Genomic DNA, 23,370 nt, shown 5'->3' with positions numbered 1-23,370 from the left:
GTGTTCAGCCTCCGTTCACCGACATCCTGGGTCAGCTCGCCGGCACCGCCTCGTTCACCCGGTAGAGCCGCCAGTCCGGTTGTCCGTCGCCGGAGTTGGGCACCTCGAGCTCGAGCGTGGCGATGTCGGCGCCGGTGTCGTAGAGCGTCGGGTAGCGCAGGTTCAGTGCATCGGAGGTACCGCGGCCGGTGGGAGGTACGGCCAGCATGTATTTCAGTTCGTTGTCCACCGGGTCGTTGAGCTTGGCGGTGAAATCCGGATCCGACGGAATCACATACAGTCTCGGGTTCTCCGAGGCAGCCAGCACCGCGAACCCGTACACCGTGTCGGTGATCACCGATCCGTCGGGCAACCCGAGACCGTCGAGGTAGTGCGCGATCTCCCGCTCGGTGGCGAAGGTGTTGGCGATGCGGTGCTCGTGGGCTTTCTGCTCGGTCAGGCTGTCCGGCTGCGGAGCCAGCACGGCGCCGAGGGCGTACTCCTGCGGGGCGTACTTCGGCTTGCCCATCCCCCACGCCGTCATCGGCACCGACAGCGCGAACACCAGGGCCACCGTCACATAGACCAGCCGTGAGTGCGGGCCGCGAAACGAGGCACCCGGATCGACCAGCACCGCGGGGGCGAATCTGCCTGGCCGCTTCGTCGGCAGGATCACCCCGTCGGGGACTGCCAGTAGCGCAAGACTGGCCGCGAACGGGATCGCGATGATGTAGAAGCGCAGGAACCCGAATGTCGTCCCGGATGCGTAGGCGTAACTCTGGAACACCAGGGCGCCACCGTAGATGGCGATCGGCACCAGCAGCGTCGGCCAGTGCGGTCTGCCCCAGCGCCGCCACACGGCCCAGCCGGCCAGCGGCAACAACGTCGGAGCCAGCAAGGTGATGGACACCGCGGCGAACGAAAGTCCGTCGAGGAATGCGGGTGTGGTGGTGCCGGACTGTTCCAGGATGGCGCTGTTGCCGTACTGGGAGGTGAACTGCGCGAAGGCCTCCCCCGTGATCAGCCAGCTCACCACCGCCCAGCCCAGGAATGCCGCGAATCCGGGCAGGCTCACCATCAGCAGGTCCAGCAGTGCCCGGCGTATCCGCGGTGCCGATCTGGCGCGCAGATAGGTGGTGGCGCCCACCAGGATGCCGGCCGCCGCGATGCACGCCACCGCGTCGTACCGCGTCAGGTAGGCCAGCCCCATTGCGATGGCACCCGCCACCACCAGGTGGTGGACGTCGTCGTTGATCATCCACATGATCAACCGGCGCACCGCCCACGACATGAAGAAGATGAACGGCGCCTCGCTCATCCCGTTGGAGCCGTAGAAGATGATCATCGGGTTGAGCGCGAACAACGCCGTGATGGTCATCGAATAACCGCGCGGCAGACCACGATCGGTGCCCATGCTGAGGATCTGGACAACCGCGGCGGCCATGAAGAGTGCCGACATGATGGTGCCGGAGAACGCGCGCTCGGCCATCTCCGGCCACAGCGGGCTCATCGCGATCGCCGGGATCTGCACCAGTGCGGTCAGCGGGGTGAAGATGAAGCCGATGGCCGCCAGGTGCGGGTCTCGGCTGAACAACACCGACTGCGCTGCCGCAACCCGCGACAGCGCGTCGCCGATGATGAAGCCGTTGTGCACCTGCAGCCAGTAACCGACGATCAGGTAGACGGCGAAGGTGCCGAGGAAGAAGACGGTCTTGAGTCTGCCGTTGGTCCAGCGGGCTATCATCCGGTGGCTGCCGGTTCTGCCTCGGCGGTCTCGCCGGGTTTGTCGGCCAGCCCGTGGAACGTCTTCTCCCAGTAGGAGGGTTGGCGGATCATCTGGTACACGCCCTTGGTGGCGGCGATGCTCATCATCAGCCAGAACACCGGCACCGTGAGGGCGGCCACCAGCAGATCGGACCGGTCGTCTTCGCGCAGTGCGATCAGGTTCATGTAGAGGGTGGCGGCGTTGCCCAGTACCAGTGCCACCAGGGCCGGGAAGTAGATGTACATCGGGAACACCTCTTCGACCAGCTGCGGCTGGCCGAGGAACCACAACATGGTGATCAGCCAGAAGGCCAGGTTGAGCACCGCGATGATCGGGGTGCCCGCCAGCACCAGGTTGAACCGGACGAAGTTGCGGAAACCGATGGTGCGGTACAGCCGGACCGGCCGGCGGATCTGCACGAGCCAGCTCTGCAGATAGCCCTTGTACCACCGCGATCGCTGCCGGATCCAGTTGATGCCGTCACTGTTGGCTTCCTCGAGCGTGGTGGAATCGATTACGGCGGTGTGGAATCCGGACGAGGCGATCCGCATACCCAGATCGGCGTCCTCGGTGACGTTGAACGGGTCCCAGGCACCGATCGGGTCGAGCACGTCACGGCGCAGGTGATTGGACGTGCCGCCCAACGGAATCGGCGAACTGGTCCTCATGAACCCCGGCAGCAGGTACCCGAACCACAATCCGTACTCGGCGGTGAACCAGCCGGTGAGGATGTTCTGGTGCCCGTTGTGGTAGACCAGTTTGGCCTGCACACAGGCCACGGTCTCGGGCAGGCTGCGGAACGCGGTCACGACGCGGCGCAGCTGCAGCGGCTCGGGCAGATCCTCGGCATCGTAGATGGTGATGATCTCGCCGGCGGCGAAGTGCAAGCCGTAGTTGCACGCTTTCGGCTTGGTACGTGGATCCGCCGCCGGCACAAGGCAAATGGTGATCGCGTCCGACTCGGCGCACTCCTTGGCCGCATTGATGGTGACGTCGTCGTCCTCTTCGAGAAGCAACAGGATCTGCAGTTTCGCGGAGGGGTATTCCAGCGCCGCCATCGCACCGATGAGGTCGCCCACCACTTCCGGCTCGTTGTAGGCGGGCACCAGGATGGTGTAGAGCGGCAGGTCCTCGTCGGGGATCTCCCGGGCTTCCTCGTCGGTGATCTTGATGGCACTGGCGGCCAGCCCCTGCCGGAAGATCAACACCCGGTCGAACATCGTCAGCAGGTAGCCCGCCGTGCACAGGCCGATCAGCACCACAGTGGTGTGCAGCGGCTGCCAGACCAGGCACACGACGACGATCACCAGCAGCGCGTAGAGCACGATACGTTGCCAGCCCAGCACCGGGTTGGCCGCCGAGGCCACCGGATCGTCATCGCGCAGCCGGTTGATCGCCCGGTTCAGCGCGTATTGGCGGTCCTCCTCGTTGTGCATGTCGAGAATGCGCTGCTGCCGGTCCAATTCGGGTTCGGAGGTCATCCCGCCTCCCCCGATGGAGTGAACTGGGCGGCCACCAGGCGACGGCCGAAGTCGGTGAGCAGTTCTTCGTCCTTGAAGGTCGGCGTCTGCTGGTCGAGCACCGAATTGCCCCGGAACAGCAGGGTGAACAGGGTGCGCAGCGTGGATACCGTGGTCGAGGCGGGTTGCGGGAACGGGGCATCCGGTTCGTGGTTGTCCACGCCGAAGATGGTGACCCGTTGCGCGAGATCCTCGTCGCCCCACTCGAAGCGGAGTGCGTTCCACGTGACCAGGAGGTTGTCATCCACCACGGACAGAATCTGGCCGTTGACTCCGTAGCCCAGATCGACGGTGTGGAGCGGGCTCATCCTGGCCCCGGTCATGTCGTAGACCGCGCGCGAGGGAAAAACGCTGAACGAGGACGGTCGCTGGCTGACGACGCTGTCGACCATCAATGTCCGTGGCCGCGAGAGCTTGTCGAAGCGTGGGTCTCCATCGAGCGCGGTCATCTGCTGTCGCACCAGCACCGCGTCGTTGCTGTACAGACGGGCCACTTCGCGAAAATTCCGCCGTGCCACCGTCTCCCAGCCTCGTGGTGCGACCAGCGGCTGACCGAACGCCATGGGCCCCGGTGCGGCCCGATGCACCGCGGAGGTGTCCGCCTGCGCCGGGAGCGGGATGAAGGTCAACACCACCGCCACCCCGACGACGAGCGGGACACCTGACCACACCTGCTTGGCGGCCAGCGGTTCGACCTTGCGGTCGAGCACCCGGATGGGGCCCTTGTGGGACCGCAGATACATGGCTCCGCCGACCAACAGCAGCGATCCCACCGCGGGCAGGCCTTGATACAGCCGCATCGGGGCGTCGCGGTAGAGCGTGCCCAGCGCGAAGAGCAGGGCGACACCCACCACCCAGGCGGCCGCGAACCCGAGGACCGCGCGCCGGAAGGTGCGGCCCACCGCGATAGCGGTGCCGAACGACGAGATCAGCAGGGTCGCCGCACCGGCCGCGCCCCGGCCACCCCCGGCGACGACCACCACCAGGTAGTACGGCAGGGAGAACACCATGAACAGCAGCGCCCAGACCCAGCCGAAGCGCGACACCGGCCGCAGCCCGAACAGCACCACACACGAACTGAGCAGGAACAGCCACATGGCCACCAGGTCGAGTCGCAACAGGTGGAAGTACATCGCAAAACGCGGCACCAGCACGGCCTGCACCAGCACCGCCAGCACCAGGCCCATGATCCCGACGATCATGTCGGTCTGCCGATCATGGATCGGGAGTTCGTTGCGTTTGCGCCGGGCCACCGCCACCGCCACCAGCAGCGCCACCACGGGTACGGTCCAGACGTAGCCGCCGATGCCCCCCGCGGTGGTGGTGTGCACCAGGCTGACGATGCTCGGGTAGAACGCGACGAGGGTGCTCGCGAGGATGAGCAGCCAGCGCAAGGCCACCCGGTAATTCGGATTGAGTCCGTAGTACCAGGTGCCCATCCTCGCGGAGAAGTTCTCCGGCGCCGAGGATTTGGGTTCCGCCTCGGGCGTGCTGACGGTCATGGGGTTCAGGTTTTCCTGCGGCGCGCGTTCACCACGGCGGCCAGCACCAGTGCCACCGCAATGAGGATGGTCACGCCGACACCCACCCAGACCAACGGGAAACTCTGCTCCTGGTCTTCGGCGGTGGCCGGGGGTGCGTCCTGCTCTGCGGTGTCCATCACCAGTGGCGGCGACTGCGGTGCCCCCTGCAGCGGCGGCACCGACAGCAGCGCATCGCCACTGAGCCGGGCCCAGCGCTGCGGATCGCTGTCCAGCCAGTTCAACAGGATGTCCAGCTGTGAGGGCGCGCCATTGGAGGTTGCCACCAGCAGTGTCCGATCACCGGAGTGCACTGCCTGCAGCGACCCGAAAGTCGTTGACGGGTTGAGTTGCAGCGTGGCGGATTCTCCGTCGCCGCCGGCGTTCTGCACCGTCAGCTCGCCGTCGGCGTTCCCCGCGACCGGCAACGTCACGTCGTCGTGGGTCCAGCTGGTCGCCTCGACCACCACCGCCGGGTTGCTCGATGCCAGCGCCTCTTCCACCGACACCACCGCGGTGTCGACGGGCAGTGAGCTCAGCCGTTGCAGGCCCACCATGATGCCCACCGCGCGACGGGTGTCGTCGAACCCGTCGGCGATGCCGACTTCCACGCGCGGCATCAGGGCCTGGGGCAGAGACTGGAAGCCGCCGGGCACCGGCGGATGGGCGCGGGTGCTCTCGACCGGGCTGTCTCCGTCGATGGTCAACGTGATCGGCTGGAATTCACCGCACTGGCCGACGTTGCCTGAGATGTTCAGCGCGACGCCCAGGTTGGTGTAGCGCTGCAGCAGCCGATCCGGCACCTCGATCCAGCGGTCGATGACGCCGGTGTCGTCCACCGTCCACCGGTCGATCGTCTCGCCGCCGATCGAGGCGATCAGCTGCCCGCCGACCGACGGCGGCAGCGGCGTGTAGGAGCCTTTCAGCTGAACCCGGATGTCGTGTGCGGGGCGCCCGAGCCGGGTCTGGTCGAGCGCGATGTTCACCTGCGGCGTCAGCGCGGTCGCGGTCACCCCGGGCTGGCCGAGGTCGCGCAGCGACGTGACATCCGGCGGCAGTTGCGGATTCGACCGCAAGGGCCCGACGACGGCCTTCGAACTCAATGCCAGCCGGCTGATGTCACTCGACAACAGCCGGGTCTGATTGGTCAGCTCTGCGGCAGGACCGCCGATCAGCAATGACGGAACTCCCGGGCCGTCGGTTAGCCGTACTCCCACCTCGTCGCCTTCGCGGATCACCACCCGCCTCTGGAACGGCAACGACGCGCCCGGTGGCACCTCTTGCCCGTCGGCCAACGGTGCGACCGTCACCACCGTGTTCTGTTGCCCGTAGCGGGCGACGACCGCGGTCGAAAGCCTGATCGCGGCATCGGTCTCGGCGCGGGTCGGCTCTTCTGGCAGGAAGAGATTGAGTTGCTGCAATACCGGCGGCAAGAACTCCGCAACGGTGCCCGGTGCGCGTTCCGTGCCGCCGTAGCGAATATTGGCGTCGACGAGACGAAGCGGATTCGACGGGTCCAGGCAGTAGCCCTCGATCGGCACCAGATAACTCCGCAGGGTCACGGTGACGGCGTTGTCGGCGACTTCGGCGCCGGCCAGTGGCAGCGACACCGGCACTCGATCGGTGTTCGGCAGCGGCACCCGCGACAACGTGCGACCCTCTTGCGTGACAATCAGGGTGCCGGTCGCCACGTTGACCGGCAACTCCACCAGAACGTCCAAAGATGCAGGTAGAAGCCCCTGCGGAACCGGAAGGGTCAAGGATGTCTCGCCTTGAGCGCCGTAGAACGGGATGGTGGGCTGTGACCCCAGATCGGCGAGACTCAGTATCGGCGCTTCGGCGATCAAGCCGCCGTCCTCGGGTTCGGCGCCGGCCGGCGGCGCGCACAAGCCAACGAGCAGCGCCGCTCCAGTTACCGCTGCAAGTGCACGAACACCGCCATACCGACCCGCAATCACCGCAAAATGGTAGACACGAAGGCAGGCGCCCGCAAACACATCGGGAGAATTGCTACCTGCGGCACGGCCACGGTAGCCCGCATCGGAGCGAATTTGACACATGCGTCAGTTGAACTCCGCCGTCTTCGCGGTCCGCACCGGCGACACCTCGGCTTCGGTCCCTCCGCGGCGCCGCTGGATACCGACCGGTTCGCCGACGGCCGTCGGTGCGCTCATTGGTCCGAGCCGGAACAGCCTCTCCGCGTGCGCAACTCGCGTGGCGAACGTCAACACCGCGCCCCGCGCCGTCGGCGACGGTAACCTTCGGGGCGACAGCGACGAAGGCAAAGGGGCAGTCGATGCCGGCACCACGACAGAACATGGATTGCTGAATGACCAACGGAGCCAGCCGATCCGTGGATCTGTTGTTCGACGTCAGGCACATCGACCAAAGCGGCATAGGAACGTATATGGCCGCTCAAGTACCGGTCCTGGAAGACGTGCTCGAACAGCACGGGCGCACACTGGCCCTGCTGGCCGACCGTACCAACGTGCCCGCGGTGCGCGACACCACCACGGTCGTGTTCTCGGTGCCTCCGTCCGCTCCCATGTACTCGATCCAGGAGCAACGCGCCTGGGATCACGCCATCCGGACCGTGCGTCCCAAAGCCCTGTGGCTGCCGCACTACCCTTTTCCGTTCACGCTCCTACGGCCGGGGAACAGAAGGATTCTGAGCTTCGCCACGGTCCACGACGACAATCATCTGCTGCCGGAACACATCAGCGGCCAGGGCCGCGCCCGCAGGGCCTACGCTCGGGCGATGCTCGAGATCGACGCCCGGAAGTCGAGCACGATCTTCACTCCGTCACGCGCCGCCGCCGATGCGCTCGCCGAGTTCGTCCCCAAGGCACAGTTCGTCGTGACACCGATCCCGCTCGACGACAGCTGGCTGGCACCGGTCGGCCCCGAATTGTCCCCGGTACAAGGCCCGTATCTCCTCTATCTCGGGAATGTGAAGCGGCACAAGAATCTGTCGGCACTGCTGGCGGCCTACTCCCAAGTGCAGAACAAGATTCCGCACACCTTGGTGATCGCGGGCAGCGGGGCATCGGTGCGTCAACTCGACGAGCGCATCCAGATGCAGGCCGCCGGCCTGGGTGACCGGGTGCGGATGATCGGCCGGGTCGACTTCGAGGTGCTGCGCTCACTTGTCGCGGGCGCGGCCCTGCTGGTGATGCCCTCGTTCAACGAAGGAGCCGGCCTGCCGCCCCTGGAGGCGATGGCTTCCCATACCGCCGTGTTGTGTTCTGCGATTCCTTCACTGCAGGAGACGTGCGGCGACGGTGCGGCATACTTCGACCCGCACGACCACCAGGAGCTGGCGCGGCTGCTGCTGACCTACTGCACCGACGATGCGGCCCGAGCGGAGCTGGCCGCCAGAGGATGGGCCCACGTGCGGCAGCGTCAATCGAGTATCCCGATGACGGCGGCCGCCGACCACATCGCCGCAAAACTCGACGAGCGGGGCCGCTGACCCCCGGACGTCGCTGTCGACCACCATCACAGACCAGTCAGCCCCGTCCTCGGCAGCGTTCGCTCACCGAGCCTTGCCCGCAGTGCACGACAGTGTGCGGTACGCGGACGGCGCGGTGCCGCCACCGCGGCCGGTTTCGTGGCCCTGTCGCCTGGTCAGGCCGGTTTCGCGGCGCCGAAGGAGATCCTGCGGTGGTTGCCAGCCGGCGCCGCGCGACTCGTCAAGAAGTTTGCTGCACCTGTTGCGTCGCGGCGGTCGCCCCGGACCGATCCGCGGCACCTCTCGGCCCGGCGTGCGCTACACTCTCAAGGCATCGCAGCAAAGTCCGATCACCCAACTGGCACATGACAGGGGCATGCGTGTGGTCCAGGCGCATATCAGCGACGGCACAGTCGCACCGATGCGTTTCGCTTTCCTGACCGAGCTCTACTTTCCGCATGTCGGCGGCCAAGAAGTGTTCTTCCAGGAGCTCGCCGAAGCGATGGTGCGGCGCGGTCACACGGTCGACGTGTTCTGCATCGGCCACGACACCGATCTCGCCACCGACGAGGTGATCAACGGTGTCCGCGTACGGCGGCACCCACTCAGCACCACCTACACGAAACCGCGGGTGCCTGCCCTTCGGCGAAATTGGGGAAACGTGCTGCGGTACAGCACCTGGGTACGCCGGCACGTGGTGTCGCAGCAGTACGACTTTCATCTGCTGAACCAGTGGCCGCTGCTGCATGTCCCCGCCCTACCCCGAAACATCCGCTCGCGCGCGGGCATTCACTGGTGCGAGATCCGTGAGGATCCGATCCTGAGCCAGGCTCAGAAGCGTTTACCGCTGCTGACCGGGTCGAACTTCGCGGTCAGCAACGCGGTGGCCGAGGCGATCACGGAACAGTCGGGCCGGCCGTGTTCGGTTCTGCCCAGTGGCATCGAACTCAGCCGGTACCGAACGGCAGACCGTAGCCGACGTTCGGGAGCGGTGTATGTGGGACGGCTGGCGCCGCACAAGAACCTTCCGCTCCTCATCGACGCTTTCGAGTTGGCCAGCGCCAGAGGATTCGCCGGTGAGCTGGTGATCGCCGGTGCGGGTCCGGCCCGCGCCGAGATCGAGGAGTACGCCCGACGCTCATCTGTCGCCTCGCGGGTGCGGGTGCCGGGTTCGGTCAGCGAGGCGGAGAAGATCGACCTGCTGTCTCAGGCTGCCGTGCTGGGAATGCCCAGTCAGCGCGAGGGTTTCCCCAGAGTCATCGCCGAGGCCATGGCCAGTGGTCTCCCGGTGGTCACGGCCGAATTCCCCGAGAACGGCGCCAAAGACGTTGTAGCGCAATACGGGGCCGGTGTGGTGTGCGGTACCTCGCCGGACGCCTTCGCCGAGGCGCTGCTGGCAGCGGAAGCTCAGTGGGACGTGTTTTCTCAAGCGGGGCTGGTCGGCGCGAAATCTCTGGATTGGTCGGGTATTGCGCGGGCGCTGGAACTGCGCGCGACCGCGGGGCGAGGTACGAGCCCCGCTGAGGAGCCGCGCAATCAGACCCCCGCGGCGACCGATGCGGGGCGAGGCACGAGCCCCGCTGAGGAGCCGCGACATCAGACCCCCGCGGCGACCGATGCGGGGCGAGGCACGAGCCCCGCTGAGGAGCCGCGACATCAGACCCCCGCGGCGACCGATGCGGGGCGAGGCACGAGCCCCGCTGAGGAGCCGCGACATCAGACACAAGTCGACAAGAAGTCCTGAGTCATAGCCCAAGGAAGCGGAGGAGACGCTCGTGCGAGTGATGGTGACTGGTGGTGCAGGCTTCGTCGGACGGGAGCTGGTTCGCGCCCTCGGCCCGAAAGCTGATGTGCTGGTGGCCGATCTGTTGCGGTACGGCGCCCCCGAGTGGTTGACGCGTGATGCGCCCGGATTCAGATTCCACCGGCTCGACATCCGCGACGCCGCCGCCACGCGGTCGCTGGTGGCGTACTTCCAGCCGGACGTGATCGTCCACCTTGCGGCCATTCACTACATCCCCGAATGTGATTCGGACCCGGCGAACGCGGTGGCCACGAACGTCACGGGGACGATGAACGTGTTGGCGGCCTGCCCGCCCGGAGTCCGGTTCGTCTTCGCCAGCAGCGGCGCAGTCTACGCACCTGATGAGGCGCCGCACCGGGAGTACGAGTCCGTGCTCGCGCCGGCCGACATCTACGGTCTGACCAAACTGCAGGGCGAACAGTATGTCCGGATCTTCGCCGAGGAACGCGGTATCAACGCGGCCATCGTCCGGCTCTTCAACGTCATCGGCCCCGGCGAGACCAATCCGCACCTGCTGCCGGCGATCGTGACCCAGCTGCGCCAGGGCACAGACACCATCAACCTCGGGAACACCTGGCCCAAGCGCGATTACATCGACGTGCAGGACGCTGCCAACGGGTTCGCCGCCGCCGCGCTCGGCACCAACTCCGACGGCGTCGCGTGCGAGGTGGTCAATCTCGGTAGCGGACAGCAGTACTCCGTCGACGAGATTCTCACCCGCATGCGGTCGGCGTTGAACCTCGAATTCACCGTGCAACAGGACCCGAAGCGCATGCGGGCGGTTGACCGGCCTTACCTCGGCGCCGATATCTCACGTATCGCCGAGGTGTTCGGCTGGAAGCCGGTACACGAGTTGGACGAGACCCTGCAGCGCACCTGGGCCGACCCCGATCTGTCGGCGGCGCTGCGCGAGCGTTCCTCCGTGTGAGCGGCACCGGGACTCCCACCCTGACATTCGGTGTCGGCCTGACAACGGTGGGACGCTGGGAGGAGCTGTCCCTCCTGCTCGACGACCTGGCCGGCCAGTCACGTCCACCACACGCCGTTGCCATCGCCCACCACGGTGACGGCGGCAACCCACCGGCGCTCGACGAGCTGGTGGAACGGTTTCGTGGAGTGCTCGAGATTCGCACGCTGGCCAGCCCGCGCGGTGTCTCCAACGGTCGCAATGCCGCGGCACGGGTTCTCGCCGACGTGGACTGGCTCTGGTTCCCGAATGACACCAGCCGGATCGACGCCGATTTCTTCGAACGCGTCGCACCGCACTGCGTGGCGCCCAGAACGGTTCTCGCGTTGCAGCTGGCTGACCGGGAGGGCCCAAGAAACCCTCTCCCCGAACGCGGCTCGCCGATGACACGACGCAATGTGTGGGGGGTCATCGAACCCGCCACGGTGTTCAGACGCGAACAGTTCATGGCAGTCGGCGGCTTCGACACCGAGCGCGGTTCGGGAGCCAACAGTCCATGGCAGGCCGGCGAGGGCACCGATCTCCTCCTCCGGATGGCCGAACGCGACGATTTCTCGATCGAGTGGATCAACGACATCGTGGTCCGCGCGCAAACCGAGTTCGCCCACCTGCCCCCGGAAGAGCGTCAACGCAAACTGCGCAACTACGGGCGCGGCGCGGGCAATGTGTTGCGCACGTGGCGTTACCCGCTCTGGTACAAAATGGCCCATCTGCTGGCGGCGGTGTTGCAACCGCTTCGCAATCCCGGAAAGTACACCCCGCGGGATGCGTTGGCGCTGTTGATCGGGCGAACCGAAGGCCTGCTGGGCAGGCCACTCTCCAGAGGTACGGACCATCAGGCGATCGTGCGGTGACACCGCGCGCGGCCTGGTGCTGCTGCTGTCGATCCTCCTGATCGGCACGGCCGCGCTCTCGTGCCGCGCGCCGGCCCCCGCGGTCGAGATCGGGATGACGGTGCATCCGCGGAACGCGGACCCAGCCGGCGTCAAGCGGCAGTTCGACCTGATGACGGAGATGAACGCGGCCTGGGTCAGGGTGGACATCGACTGGTCGGCGGTGGAAAGCCAACGCGGCCGGTTCGATTGGTCCTATCCCGATCTGGTTGTCGACGAAGCCGCGGCCCACGGGATCAACGTGCTGGCCGTCGTGGCGTTCAGCCCGGACTGGTCACGAACGACCACCACCGGCGATCCCACAACCGAACGGCATTCCCGTCCTGACCAGTTGTCGGATTACGCCGATTTCGCGCGTATCGCCGCCGAGCGGTACGCGCCGCGCGGCGTGCGCACCTGGGAGATCTGGAACGAGCCCAACACCAGGAAGTTCTGGCCGCCACGTCCCGACGCCGACGAGTACGCCGACGTGTTCCGGCTGGCCGTGGACGCGATTCGCGGGGTGTCGCCCGAATCCACGCTCCTCATCGGGGGGCTGAGCCCGAAATTCGAGGAGCCGGAATCCGAGATCGCCCCCGTTGTCTACCTCGAGCAGTTGTACGCCAACGGTACGGCGCAACTCGCCGACGGAATCGCGGTTCACCCCTACAGTTTTCCCGCGTGGCCCATGGACCCTAGCCCGCGGACCGACGGCGGCTTCTACCACCTGCCCGACGTGCGTGCGGTGATGGAGAGAAACGGTGATACCCGAAAGCGGGTGTGGATCACCGAGTTCGGCGCACCCACCGGGACCGGACCGTATGCGGTGTCGGAGGAGGATCAAGCGGCGGCGCTGTTGCAGGCCCGCGATCAGGTTCAGCAGTGGGACTGGGCCGGCCCGCTGATCTACTACGAACTGGTCGACGGCGGCTCAGACACCGATGACACCGAGCAGAATTTCGGGTTGCTCCGGGAAGACCTGTCGCCGAAGGCCGCAGCGTTGGCGCTGATGGGCGACGGTGCCGGCTGAGCCCTACACGAGACGGCGTAGCAGCGGCCTGACCCGGCCCGGCATCCGGGCGACCAGCCGCTCGATCAGTCCTGGGTCCACCATCGACGAGACCCTCAGCACCTTCAGACCGATCAGGTACACCACGATGGCGGCCGGTATCGCGACCAGCAGCGAGACCGCACCGCCCAGTTCCATCACGGCGAAATACGCCACCGCCGCCTGCGCCACTGCGGCCAGCGCTATCGCCCCCAGTGCCCGGTAAGGGGGTGAAATCTTCAGCCGTCTTGTCACGTACCAGGTTTCGATGAGTACCACCGTCACCTGCACGATGCCCCGCGACCAGGCCGCGCCGATCAAACCGAAGCGGGGTACCAGTAGAAACCCCAGCGCGATCGTGCCGATGAGACCGATGCCGTTGGACATCAGCAGGAACCCGGTCTTGCCGATGCTCTGCAGCAGATAGAACGTCGTGACGCCCAGGCTGCTCACCGCGGCCGCGATGAGCAGCACCGAGGCGACGGCGGCGGCATCGGCGAATTCCGTGCCGAACAACATCGGCACCAGAACGGGTGCAATCGCCGCGAGCCCGAAACAGAGCGGCACGATCAGCATCGCGATGAGTGCCGTCATCGTCCGGTACAGCTTGTGCATCTCGTCTTGGGCCCCGAGGCCGTGCTGCTCGCTGAACCGCGGCAGCAGCGCCGAGAGCAACAGGGGTGGCAGCTGTACCGCCATCTCGGCCACCGTCACCGCGGCGGCGAACAAGCCGACAGCGCCCAGATCGGTGTAATGCTCGAGAAACAGGATCTCCGTTCGGCCGAACACCAGGCCGCCGAGCACCGCGGTGGCCCAGCTGGCCAGCGCGAACTTGGTGACCTGACCCCGAAGTTCCTGCCCGACATGAGGTTTGACGCGTAACAAGCGAAAGATCCGGCTCGCCGGCAGGAGGTTGGCGGCGATGAAACCGGCGAGCGCGCCGGGTATCCCGAACAGCCACGCCCCCAGCGCCATCACCGCGAGTTTGATCAAGGCGGAGTAGGCGGACAACCGGGCGAGCTCACCGAATCGTTGCTCGCCGCGCAGGTAGAACTGGTAGACCTCGGCCATCCGCCAGCTGATGAACCAAACCAGAGCCAGTCCGATCACCACGTTGCGGGTGGTCTCGGAAGGTCCCTCGATGGCACCTCGACCCGGCCAGTACAGATAGGCGAGCAGCGCGACGGCGCCGACGATCGCGGCGACGGTGGACAACCGGGTGGTCGCCCCGATGAGACCGTCGGCTTCGTCGTCGCGGCCTTCGGCACGCAGATTCGGGATGAACCGCTGCTGCACTGTGCCGATGCCGAGCCCGGCGATCATCGATCCGATGGTCACGCAGAACACCACGTAGGCGAAGACACCGAGATTGTCGGGGCCGAGTAACCGTGCGGTGATGGCATTTCCGATGAATCCCGCGAGAGCGACTGCGGCACCGGAGGAGAACCCGAGCAGGGTGTTGCGAGCGAATGACGGCGACATCAGCGCCGGAGTTTCTTCAGCCGTCCCGCACCGAGCCGCAGCACCGACTTGGCGGCGCTCGCCCACGCCAGCCGGCCCGGCCGTCCGTGCTTGACTGCGGCCGCGACCGACGTCGCGACGCCGCGCAGCGATCCGGCTCCCAGCGCCGACCCGACCGGAGAGGTCAACAGGTAGTCGCCGCGCACCCGATCGGATTCTCCCGCGAGTTCGCGGACGCCCCAGTCGATCAGGTCTTGACTTCGATCGACCCCGGAGCGCGACAGCGACGCCGCGGTCCACACGATGTCCACCAGTGGCTCAGCCACCTGGATGATGGGCAGGTCGGGATAGGCGCGCCGAACTTCGATGAGCCACTTGGGATCGTCGTGTATCGAGCCGGCCGCCACCGACAGCGGCACCGTGTCGGCCAGCGTCCGCGGGAACACCAGGGTGGATGTCTGGACCATGTTGAACGCTTGTGGCGTCCGGAGCTCGAACAGGTACGGGGCGATGGGTTCGTGGCTGCTGATCAGGTTCTTGGGCCCGATGACCGGCTGGCGTCCGTCGATGTGGACGGTGAATCGCGAGGAGATGATCCAGCGGTCTCCTGGCGGCGCGGCAGCCAGCTGCTTCTCGAGTTTGTCTGGGCGCCAAGTGTCGTCGTCATCGAGGAGCGCGACGACGGTGCCGGTGGCCGCTTGGACGCCGATGTGCTTCGCGGCACTGGCCCCCACGCCCCCCGGTGTCTTCAGCACCCGGACCGCCGGCGAGGGCGGCAGATCGGGCTGACAGTCGGCGTCCAGCACGACGATGACCTCGCTCGGCGGTGAGGTCTGTTGCAGCGCGGACTCGACCGCTTTCACCAGGCTGGGTCGTCCGATCGTCGGAATGACCACGCTCACTGTCACGTCAGAACCCATGTCGCAGCCCCTCCCCCACGGGTGTGTCATGTCTGGTCAGGATCAGCACCGCGAAAACCAGGCCGCTGATCGGAAACAGTTGCAGATTCGGCAGGAGAGCCCAGACGGCCTCGGTGGTCGCGGCGATGAAGAACGCCATGAGAAAACCGAAGCACGCGATCTGCTGATTGGTGGCAGGCAAGGCGCCTGCCGACACTATCGCAGCGACCAACAGTGGCACCAGGACAACCAGGCCCAGCAGACCCGATTTGACCAACGTGTCGACAACCATGTTGTGGCCGGTTCCCACGAACGCCCACTTTGCGATGTTCCCCGATTCCTGCGCTTCGTTGAGAAACCAGTTGAGGCCCATGCCGGCCACGGGAGAGTCCTGCCACACTTTGATGCTTTCCGCCCATACGTGGGCGCGATCGGTGAAGGCGGACGGATCCCACTTCACGAACGGGACCACGAACATGACGCTGGCGGCCGAAACGGCCAGAGCGGTACCGGCGATCCGGACCGAGATCATGGACCGGAACCAGCAGAGCACCCACCACAACGAGATCAACCCCGCTGCGATCAGCGCTGTCCTGGACGCCGCTGCCAGCAACGTGACGATCAGGATCGCCGCGGTGACAAGCCGCCACCGGGTCTCGGTGATCAGCGGCACGAACGCGAAGGCCAGGGCGCAGTACATTCCCAGGACGTTGGCGTGGCCGAATGGGCCGGCCAGTTCCCACCCGGCGATGATCGCCTTCTGGGACTCGGCGTTGTACATCATGAACTCCGGGATGATCAACCCGCCGATGAGCGAGTACACCGCGATCGCGGCAACGGTCATCGGTAGCCACTTCAGGCCCGCGATCGGGGCTCCGGTGTTCCACAAGGCCAACACAAAAAGATTCGCCAGCGCGATCTTCGGAAGATCAGCCGTGGGTGGCATTTCCGGACTGAACAGAAACGGCAGATTGACTGCGAGCAGGACGATCAGCAGGCCGGTGATGTCCCGGTTGGGATGACCGCCCATCAGTGCCACCAGGGCGCTCAGGGCAAGCAGAAGTGCTGAGCCGCCGAGACTGGCCAGCTGGGCCAGGGGCAGGTCCGCCGAAGCGGCGGCCTCCCCCGGCGGCAGGATCGGCGAGTGCTCCACGCTCAGATACGTGATCAGGTCCGGCGTGACCACCAGTGCGATGGCCCCGACGATCAGCAACGCAAAAGCCGTGTTCCGGCGTCGCTCATCGGTTGCCGTCGATGCAAGAATGCGGGGAATCGCCGCGAGATAGGTCCCGAACGACGTTGCGGGACCGGTTGCCGTAATTGCTTCCCGGCGGTTCGGTTTGGGCGCGGCGGCTACGAATGTGGTTTGGGTGCGGTGTCGTTCGAATTCGTAGCGATCCATCGATCTGTCAGTTCTTCTGCGAGCTGCGGCGCCAACGTCCGCGCTGCTCCTGCGACGTGCGGTGCGTGCCGTAATGGTCTTCGCGCTGAGATCGCTTCTTGGCCGGTGTCATCGTCAGAACCGCACCGAGCAGCGGTGCCCCGGCTCGCCGGAGTGTGTGGATAGCATCGGCCAGTTGCTTTCGTCTGGTCCTGCCGAACTGCGCGACCAGCAGCACGCCTTGGGAATTGGTGGCCAACAGAGCGGCATCCGGTACCAGAAGTGACGGGGAATCGACCACCACGTAATCGAACTGTCGGCTCAGTTGGCTCAGAACATCTTTGGCCACCCGGGATTCGAGCAGCTCCGTGGGGTTGGACGGAATGGCACCTGAGGTCACCACGGTCAGTCGGGCGTGGCCTGACGGTTGCAGCGCCTCCTCCAGAGACGCCGCGCCGGCGAGCACGGTGCTCAAACCCGTTTGACCGGCCGGGTCGAAACACGACGCGACCTTGGGCCGCCGTAGATCGCCGTCGACGAGCACCACATCGTGTTTGGCTTCGGCCAACGCCAAAGCCAGGTTGACGGCCGTCATGGTTCTGCCCTCGTCGGGCATGCAGCTGGCGACCAGCAGCACGCGGGGGCCGTCGGTGACTTCGAGGAATCGCAGATTGATTCGCAGGTCGCGGAACGCTTCGGCCACCGGTGACCGGTCGCTGTCGAAGGGGATGAGCGGCTTTTCCCGGCGCTGACCGTCGAAGGGGATTTCGGCGAGCAGCCCTACTCCCGTGGCCTTTTCCAGGTCTTCCGGACCATGGACCGAATCGTTGACACGGTCGCGGAACAGGGCCAGCACGATTCCGAGTAGTGCGCCCATCACGGTGGCGATTGCCAGAGTGCGAACCGTCTTCTGATTGACCGGGTTGTCGGGGATCTCCGCGCGTTGTTGCACGATCACCCGTGCGTTGGGCTCAGCGCCCAGTTCGGGGGTTTCCAGTCCCGCCGCCATGACGACGAACTCGTCGGCCAGCGTGTTGGCGATATCGCGGGCGCGTACCGGTGAGGAGTCCAACACCACGACGTCGATCAGCACGGTGCCGGTCGGTGCACTCGCTTCGACTTCTTCCTGCAGTTCATCGGCGCTCATGTCGAGCCCGAGCTTGTCGATGGTGCGCTGTGCCAGGATCTCGCCCATCAGCAGTTCGGTGTAGGAGAGCACCCGGCGTTCCGCGAAGAGGCCGCCATCATAGGTCTGGCTGTTGGTGCCGTCGGAGGTCGTCGAGACGAACAGCCGTGTCGAGGCCTCGTACTGGGGAGTGATGACGAACGAGTACGCGAGCGCCCCCAGAACGGCGACAACTGTTGTGGCGCAGATGATCTTCCACCGGGTGCGCAAGATCCGCGCGAAGTCCTGAACAGTCAAGTGCGACCCTTCATCACCGATGCTCACCCTCGTCAGACCCGCTCGTTGCGCCAGCCGGCAAGCGCACAAGTCGTCACACGCTATCCCAGAATGTAGATTAACGCCCCCTCGCGCGCGACATCGGCCCTTTCCGCCAGCAACAACGCGCCAGGCCCCTGGGCCCGCCGGTATAGTCCGAAACCTGTTGGCATTTCTGAGCTCGAACAGTCGAAAGTAGAACCGCGTGCACCCGGTTAGTTCACTCCTGGCGGCGATGAACAGCAATGCGAGTCGAGGTGGCGCACTGCGCGCGCTGATCGTCGCGACGGTGCTCATCATGCCGACGATGCTCGCGGGGTCGGTCGCAGGCCCAGCGCATGCCGAACCCAGCGATGCTGCCGACACTGTGGATTCTGCCGGAGTGCGGCTGGCCTGGCCCACCCTCGGGCTGGAACCCGAGACGTTCCTCAGCGCCAACAGCAAGACCGATTTCTCGGTGCCGGTGCCCACCGGGCTGACCGCCGGGCGATTGCAGGGCCTGATCCACGCGCCCATGAACATCGACGCCGGGTACCTCGAGATCGCGGACGGCGACGGCAGGTTCCTCGCGGCGATCGATCTACCCGCCGCGTCATCGGCGCAGGCGGTGACCCCGTTGGACGTCGACATCTCGGGCGCTCGAATCCGGGCATCCACGCTCGACCTCTCGCTCACCGTCCGTCCACTCGACAACGCCGACCGGTTCTGTGGACCGCTGCAGCAATTGACAGTCAGTGATCTGGCAACGGTTTTCACCGGGACCGAATCGCCGGCGACCACGATCTCGAACTTCTTCCCGCCGGTGCTCGAGCGCGTCACGATCTATGCGCCCACCGACGCCGACGCCGCTGAGCAGCAGTCGGTGCTGACCCTCGTCTCCACGCTCACCCGGCTTTACCATCCTCAGCCCTTGGAGACAAGAGTTGTCAATCAGCCTCGTGGTGCGAATCCGCCACCGGCCGGTCAATTGACTCGGGCGATCGTCGTCGAGTCGGGTGGTCCCGCCAGCCTGAGCGTCGAAAATGCCGGGGCACCAAGCGCTTATCTGCGGGTGTCCGGCCAGGGGGACGAACTCTCGACGCAGGTGTCGCTGCTCGTCAACCAGCTGCAGTCACTGGTCCAGACGGCCGCCACTCGCGTCGAGCAAGCCGGATCCGTCGTCCCGCCCAGTGCGGACACCCTGACGTTCGGCGAGCTGAACGTCACCGGTAGGACGGACGTGCTCCGCACCGGAAACCTGCGGGTCGGGGTGGATCGGGCGGCGCTGGGCGGCGGTCGTGTCGACGGTGTGCAGGTGCATCTGCTCGCCGATTACACACCCGTCCCCGGGGACGATTCGGCCAGTGTCGTGGTTCGCTCCAATGATGTTGTGGTGTACCGGGCCCCGCTCAACGACAGTGGGCGACTCGACGCCACCTTCGACGTGAACAACCAGGCCTTCGGTCAGTGGATCAACTTGGATCTTGCGCTCACCTACACACCGAACGAATCATGCGGGCCCTTCATCGCCCCCATCACCTTCCAGATCGATCCACAATCGACGTTGACCCTGCACCGCGGTGGTCCCCCGCTCAACGGCTTCGGCGCCGTGCCGTCGGAGTTCAGCCCCAGTTTCCTGGTGGCTCTGGACGGCACCAGCCCGAATCAACTCTCCTACGCCGCCCGGACAGTCTCGGCGATCGCGCGTCTCACCGGCGCGCCGCTGGCACCACAGGTGGTCGATGTGAAGACCGCCGTCGACGCCAACTCGGGCGCCCTGATTGTCGCCGAATCCGCAGCGCTGGCGGACACCTCATTGAACCCGCCGGTCGGCGGTGACGGCGCCACGGTGGACCTCGGACTGCCCACCGAGCTCCGCGCGAACATCGACGAGGGACTGGGTTCGATCCAGGTCTTCGCCGACCGGCCACGCAACCGTTCCGTCGTCCTCGTCACGACCACCGACGAATGGGGATTGGTGGATCCGCTCTTCGGCTACATCGAGGGGCTCGAAGGCGGTTGGTCGGCACTGACCGGAGATGTGCTGGCCGCAGGTGCGGGCGGTATCCCCACCAACGTCGCGATACGAGCCGATGCCGAGGCCGTCGACACCTCTGCGGCGACGGCGCCGAAGTCGTTGCAGCGGTGGATTCCACTGGGCGTGGGTGCGGCCGTCGTCGCCGTCATTGCCATCGTCGCGGCAATGCTGTGGACCAAGAGACGCCGACCCGTTCGGGCCGGCGTACTGGACGATTGAACGCGCGTGTCGTCGAAATGACGGCGATCCACTCCACCGGCAACCGAATGCCGCCGATTCGACTAGCGTGTTGCGAATGAGCAGCACGGTGCCGCGGTTCGATGATTGGCTCAACCGCAAGCTCGAAGAGTGCGCACAAGTCGCCGGCCTGGACGTGGAGACCTACGTTGCTCATGCCGTGGCCGAGAAGATGCTGGCCGACCTGAGAGCTGCCGACAGCCCGTCCGTCGAGGAGGCGGCCAGCCGCCTGTTGGCTGCCGGAGTGCCTTCTGCCGCTGGGCCATCGGAAATCTCGGCCACCATCAGTGACCCCGCCCGACTGCGTGCGCTGTATGCCACCGGACTCCTCGACTCCGCCCCCGAGGAGGTGTACGACCGGATCACGCGTGCGGCCGCGGCAGCCCTCGACGCTCCGCTGTCCTCGATGACACTCATCGATGCCGACCGGCAGTACTTCAAGAGCTCGGTGGGCATGGATCTGCCAGACCCGGCATTCCGTGAGACACCGCTGGAGCGGTCCGTCTGTCAGTACGCCGTGGCCTCGGGTGCGCCGTTGGTCCTCGAAGACATGCGGGCCGACCCGGCCTTCAAGGATCACCCCGCGGTCGTCGACGGAACCGTGGCGGCGTATCTCGGCATCCCGCTGATCGATCATGACGACAACGCCATCGGGACGCTGTGCGTGTTCGACGTCAAGCCCCGGCAGTGGGGATCCGGGCACCTCCAGGTTCTGAGCGATCTGGCGAAGATAGCGACCGACCGCATCTTCGGCCCTGGCCCCGGCCCCGGCTTGAATGCCTGAATAACGGTTTTCCAGCAAAGGCGCACCGCTAGCTGTGCGTTTGCTGAGCGACACTGGCATCGACATTTCATTTGCTGTCCGGTGTTGCCGCAATGCTGCGTGTAGTACGTTTGCTATCCAGTCACGTTGCAAAGGGGGTGACGGATGCAGCATGAACCGACTCATGTCGGTCTGATACCCGACGGCCTGCGACGGTGGGCCAGCGCCAACAACTGCTCACTCGACGATGCGTATCTTCGTGGCGCCGAAAAGGTGACCGAGATACTTGTTGCACTCCAACGACACCAGGTACGAACCGTTTCGGTGTACAACCTCAGCCAGGCCAACCTGGCGCGACCCAACCTCGAGCTGAGCGCCGTGTACGCCGCCTCGATCCACTTCTTCACCACGCTGATCCCGGCACATTTCGATCCGGCCGAGTGCAGTGTGCGGCTACACGGTGATCGACGTTTGCTCCCGGGTGATTTTCTGGCCGCGGCGGAGGGCTTGGAAAATGCCATGCACGGCGACGATTTCCATATCAACATCCTTGCTGCCTATGACGCGATGGATGAATTGCGGGCCGCTCATCTGCTGGCGGAGCGAGACGCTTGCGATATCAGCGAAGCCTTCGAGATCGGCCAGGTGGATCTGGTCATCCGCAGCTCCCCCGAGCCTCTGCTGAGTGGCTTCCTGCCGATACAGAGCCAGTACGCCCAGCTGCGATTCCTGACGACGGCGCTCAACGATCTCCAGCCAGGCGACCTCGACGACCTCATCGCGGACTACCGGCTCTTCCCGCAGCGCCGGGGCCGTTAGTCCGACATGGTCTCTCGCCGTGACCCGCTGATCGTCGGTGCGGGCCCGGCTGGGCTCACCGCAGCGCTGAAGCTCGCAGAACGTGGCGTGGCGGCCCGGATCTACGAAGGCACGGGCACCGTCGGCGGCTTGGCCCGCACCCCCACGGCCGGCCCCTGGCGGGTGGACCCGGGCGGTCACCGATTCTTCACCAAAGACGAAGAGGTGTTGGACCTCTGGAACTCTCTGCTGCCGGCCGATCAGTGGATCTCGGTGCCGCGAAGCTCCGCCATGCTGGTCAACGGCACCTACGTGCAGTATCCGCTGATCGGGCGTGATCTGTTGACCGAAATGGGGTTTCGACAGGGTCTGCACGGTATGGGCAGCCTGTTGTGGTCTCGGATCCGTCGCCGCGGCCGACGCCCCGGCCACTCGGCGAGTTTCCGCGAATGGGGCACACACGAGTTCGGTCGCTACTGGTACACGATGTTCTTCGACGGCTACGTCCGCAAAACGTGGTTGGCCGATCCCGGGGCGATAGCCAGTGATTGGGCCAGTCAACGGATAAAACCGATCGCCTGGCACCTGCTGGGTGGCCGAGGGCCCAAGAGCCAAGACACCTTTCGTTATCCGCGGCTCGGACCGGGGCAGCTGTGGGAAGCCGCAGCAGCGGCGTCGGTCCAGGCCGGCGCGGTCATTGCCCTCAACTCCCCCGTGGCCTGCATCCGCTCCGACGGCGATGGCTGGGTGATCGAGCTGCAGAACGGCCAAACCGCCTCCGGTGATGCGGTTTTTTCGAGTATGCCGCTGCGCCAATTGGTGGACATCCTGGAACCGGAGCCACCGCAGCATATTCGGGCCGCCGCCGCCGCGCTCAAGCACCGGGCTCTGATCACCGTCGCCGTCGCCCTCAACAAACGTTATGAGATTCCCTTCAATTGGGTGTACACGCCCAGCAGGGAGTTTCGCGTCGGCCGGGTGCAGAACTACTGCCGCTGGTCGGATTCGCTGGCGCCGGAAGGCTTCGACGGCACGTATCTGGGCCTGGAGTACTTCACCCTCCCCGACGATGATCTGTGGATCATGATCAACGAGAGTCTTGGCACCATCGTCGAACAGGACCTCCGGGCATTGGGTTTCGACGAATCTGCGATCGACCACGTCGCGGTCGTGCGCTCACTGTCTGCATATCCGATCTACGACTCGGCGCGCGATGCCAACGTCGCAGCGATCCGCGACTACCTGTATCGGGCTCATCCGACCCTGCACCCGATCGGTCGTAACGGTATGCACCGCTACGACAATCAGGACCATGCGATGCTGAGCGCCATGCGCAGTGTCGCCCGGTACTTCGGCGAGGATGTGGACCCGTGGCAGGTGAACACCGAACGGCACTACCACGAGTCGAACGTCATCAATAGGTGACAGCCTGAGTCCGAGGCTGGCG

The 23,370-nt window shown here is 65.8% G+C and carries 17 protein-coding genes; 9 read left to right on the top strand and 8 right to left on the bottom strand.

The window, feature by feature from the left end:
* Nucleotides 1-31: 31 nt before the first annotated feature.
* From AC3A6P_RS08710 to AC3A6P_RS08695, 4 genes are read right to left on the bottom strand one after another with little or no spacing between them, the layout of a single operon-like run.
* Nucleotides 32-1,723, bottom strand: coding sequence for an ABC transporter (locus AC3A6P_RS08710; RefSeq protein ID WP_487690803.1), 1,692 nt, complete (start codon nt 1,721-1,723; stop codon nt 32-34).
* Nucleotides 1,720-3,225, bottom strand: coding sequence for a glycosyltransferase (locus AC3A6P_RS08705; RefSeq protein WP_487690801.1), 1,506 nt, complete (start codon nt 3,223-3,225; stop codon nt 1,720-1,722). Before AC3A6P_RS08705 ends, AC3A6P_RS08710 begins: the two co-directional genes overlap by 4 nt.
* Entirely contained in the window at nt 3,222-4,766 is a 1,545-nt protein-coding gene (locus tag AC3A6P_RS08700) for a hypothetical protein (protein WP_487690799.1), read from the bottom strand. The genes AC3A6P_RS08705 and AC3A6P_RS08700 overlap by 4 nt, the downstream gene beginning before the upstream one ends.
* 5 nt (nt 4,767-4,771) lie before the next feature.
* On the bottom strand, nt 4,772-6,742 hold the full coding sequence (locus tag AC3A6P_RS08695) for a hypothetical protein (protein ID WP_487690797.1): 1,971 nt from the start codon (nt 6,740-6,742) through the stop codon (nt 4,772-4,774).
* A 371-nt stretch (nt 6,743-7,113) separates the two neighbouring features.
* Here AC3A6P_RS08695 and AC3A6P_RS08690 point away from each other — a divergent pair, with 371 nt between their 5' ends.
* The 5 genes from AC3A6P_RS08690 (at nt 7,114) to AC3A6P_RS08670 (ending at nt 12,908) form a co-directional block, all read left to right on the top strand.
* The gene (locus AC3A6P_RS08690; protein WP_487690795.1) at nt 7,114-8,256 is read left to right on the top strand and encodes a glycosyltransferase family 4 protein; all 1,143 of its coding nucleotides are present in this window, start codon (nt 7,114-7,116) and stop codon (nt 8,254-8,256) included.
* A gap of 400 nt (nt 8,257-8,656) precedes the next feature.
* On the top strand, nt 8,657-9,979 hold the full coding sequence (locus AC3A6P_RS08685) for a glycosyltransferase family 4 protein (protein ID WP_487690793.1): 1,323 nt from the start codon (nt 8,657-8,659) through the stop codon (nt 9,977-9,979).
* Between the two features lie 40 nt (nt 9,980-10,019).
* Nucleotides 10,020-10,967 carry an NAD-dependent epimerase/dehydratase family protein gene (locus AC3A6P_RS08680; protein WP_487691442.1) on the top strand — a complete coding sequence of 316 codons (948 nt, stop codon included), beginning with the start codon at nt 10,020-10,022 and terminating at the stop codon, nt 10,965-10,967.
* Nucleotides 10,964-11,860, top strand: coding sequence for a glycosyltransferase family 2 protein (locus tag AC3A6P_RS08675; protein WP_487690792.1), 897 nt, complete (start codon nt 10,964-10,966; stop codon nt 11,858-11,860). Before AC3A6P_RS08680 ends, AC3A6P_RS08675 begins: the two co-directional genes overlap by 4 nt.
* Nucleotides 11,861-11,876: 16 nt before the next feature.
* Entirely contained in the window at nt 11,877-12,908 is a 1,032-nt protein-coding gene (locus AC3A6P_RS08670; protein ID WP_487690790.1) for a cellulase family glycosylhydrolase, read from the top strand.
* 3 nt (nt 12,909-12,911) lie between these two features.
* On the opposite strand, the gene AC3A6P_RS08665 is transcribed toward AC3A6P_RS08670, so the two are convergent.
* From AC3A6P_RS08665 to AC3A6P_RS08650, 4 genes are read right to left on the bottom strand one after another with little or no spacing between them, the layout of a single operon-like run.
* Nucleotides 12,912-14,408, bottom strand: coding sequence for a lipopolysaccharide biosynthesis protein (locus AC3A6P_RS08665; RefSeq protein ID WP_487690788.1), 1,497 nt, complete (start codon nt 14,406-14,408; stop codon nt 12,912-12,914).
* A complete protein-coding gene (locus AC3A6P_RS08660; protein ID WP_487690787.1) occupies nt 14,408-15,307 on the bottom strand; it encodes a glycosyltransferase family 2 protein in 900 nt (299 codons plus the stop codon). Before AC3A6P_RS08660 ends, AC3A6P_RS08665 begins: the two co-directional genes overlap by 1 nt.
* Complete coding sequence (locus AC3A6P_RS08655; RefSeq protein WP_487690785.1) at nt 15,297-16,688, bottom strand: O-antigen ligase family protein; 1,392 nt, start codon at nt 16,686-16,688, stop codon at nt 15,297-15,299. Before AC3A6P_RS08655 ends, AC3A6P_RS08660 begins: the two co-directional genes overlap by 11 nt.
* A 7-nt stretch (nt 16,689-16,695) precedes the next feature.
* Nucleotides 16,696-18,090, bottom strand: coding sequence for a tyrosine-protein kinase domain-containing protein (locus AC3A6P_RS08650; protein ID WP_487690783.1), 1,395 nt, complete (start codon nt 18,088-18,090; stop codon nt 16,696-16,698).
* A 253-nt stretch (nt 18,091-18,343) separates the two neighbouring features.
* On the opposite strand from AC3A6P_RS08650, the gene AC3A6P_RS08645 reads away from it, so the two are divergent.
* From AC3A6P_RS08645 to AC3A6P_RS08630, 4 genes are all read left to right on the top strand, one after another.
* Nucleotides 18,344-20,344 carry a hypothetical protein gene (locus tag AC3A6P_RS08645; RefSeq protein ID WP_487690781.1) on the top strand — a complete coding sequence of 667 codons (2,001 nt, stop codon included), beginning with the start codon at nt 18,344-18,346 and terminating at the stop codon, nt 20,342-20,344.
* Nucleotides 20,345-20,420: 76 nt separating this feature from the next.
* On the top strand, nt 20,421-21,146 hold the full coding sequence (locus tag AC3A6P_RS08640; RefSeq protein ID WP_487690780.1) for a GAF domain-containing protein: 726 nt from the start codon (nt 20,421-20,423) through the stop codon (nt 21,144-21,146).
* 144 nt (nt 21,147-21,290) lie between these two features.
* Complete coding sequence (locus AC3A6P_RS08635; protein ID WP_487690778.1) at nt 21,291-21,944, top strand: undecaprenyl diphosphate synthase family protein; 654 nt, start codon at nt 21,291-21,293, stop codon at nt 21,942-21,944.
* Nucleotides 21,945-21,950: 6 nt separating this feature from the next.
* Nucleotides 21,951-23,348, top strand: a complete 1,398-nt coding sequence (locus tag AC3A6P_RS08630; RefSeq protein WP_487690776.1) for an FAD-dependent oxidoreductase — start codon at nt 21,951-21,953, stop codon at nt 23,346-23,348.
* Nucleotides 23,349-23,370: the final 22 nt, after the last annotated feature.

This window comes from Mycobacterium sp. Soil_C_30 (assembly GCF_057656995.1).
The sequence above is the reverse complement of the archived record's forward strand: the minus strand, read 5'-3'. Positions and strand labels throughout refer to the sequence as shown.

Excerpts from the sequence above, each read along its gene's own strand:
- AC3A6P_RS08710 (WP_487690803.1), bottom strand. The coding sequence starts at position 1,723 with ATGATAGCCCGCTGGACCAACGGCAGACTCAAGACCGTCTTCTTCCTC.
- AC3A6P_RS08705 (WP_487690801.1), bottom strand. The coding sequence starts at position 3,225 with ATGACCTCCGAACCCGAATTGGACCGGCAGCAGCGCATTCTCGACATG.
- AC3A6P_RS08700 (WP_487690799.1), bottom strand. The coding sequence starts at position 4,766 with ATGACCGTCAGCACGCCCGAGGCGGAACCCAAATCCTCGGCGCCGGAG.
- AC3A6P_RS08690 (WP_487690795.1), top strand. The coding sequence starts at position 7,114 with ATGACCAACGGAGCCAGCCGATCCGTGGATCTGTTGTTCGACGTCAGG.
- AC3A6P_RS08685 (WP_487690793.1), top strand. The coding sequence starts at position 8,657 with ATGCGTTTCGCTTTCCTGACCGAGCTCTACTTTCCGCATGTCGGCGGC.
- AC3A6P_RS08680 (WP_487691442.1), top strand. The coding sequence starts at position 10,020 with ATGGTGACTGGTGGTGCAGGCTTCGTCGGACGGGAGCTGGTTCGCGCC.
- AC3A6P_RS08665 (WP_487690788.1), bottom strand. The coding sequence starts at position 14,408 with ATGTCGCCGTCATTCGCTCGCAACACCCTGCTCGGGTTCTCCTCCGGT.
- AC3A6P_RS08660 (WP_487690787.1), bottom strand. The coding sequence starts at position 15,307 with ATGGGTTCTGACGTGACAGTGAGCGTGGTCATTCCGACGATCGGACGA.
- AC3A6P_RS08655 (WP_487690785.1), bottom strand. The coding sequence starts at position 16,688 with ATGGATCGCTACGAATTCGAACGACACCGCACCCAAACCACATTCGTA.
- AC3A6P_RS08645 (WP_487690781.1), top strand. The coding sequence starts at position 18,344 with ATGAACAGCAATGCGAGTCGAGGTGGCGCACTGCGCGCGCTGATCGTC.
- AC3A6P_RS08640 (WP_487690780.1), top strand. The coding sequence starts at position 20,421 with ATGAGCAGCACGGTGCCGCGGTTCGATGATTGGCTCAACCGCAAGCTC.
- AC3A6P_RS08635 (WP_487690778.1), top strand. The coding sequence starts at position 21,291 with ATGCAGCATGAACCGACTCATGTCGGTCTGATACCCGACGGCCTGCGA.
- AC3A6P_RS08630 (WP_487690776.1), top strand. The coding sequence starts at position 21,951 with ATGGTCTCTCGCCGTGACCCGCTGATCGTCGGTGCGGGCCCGGCTGGG.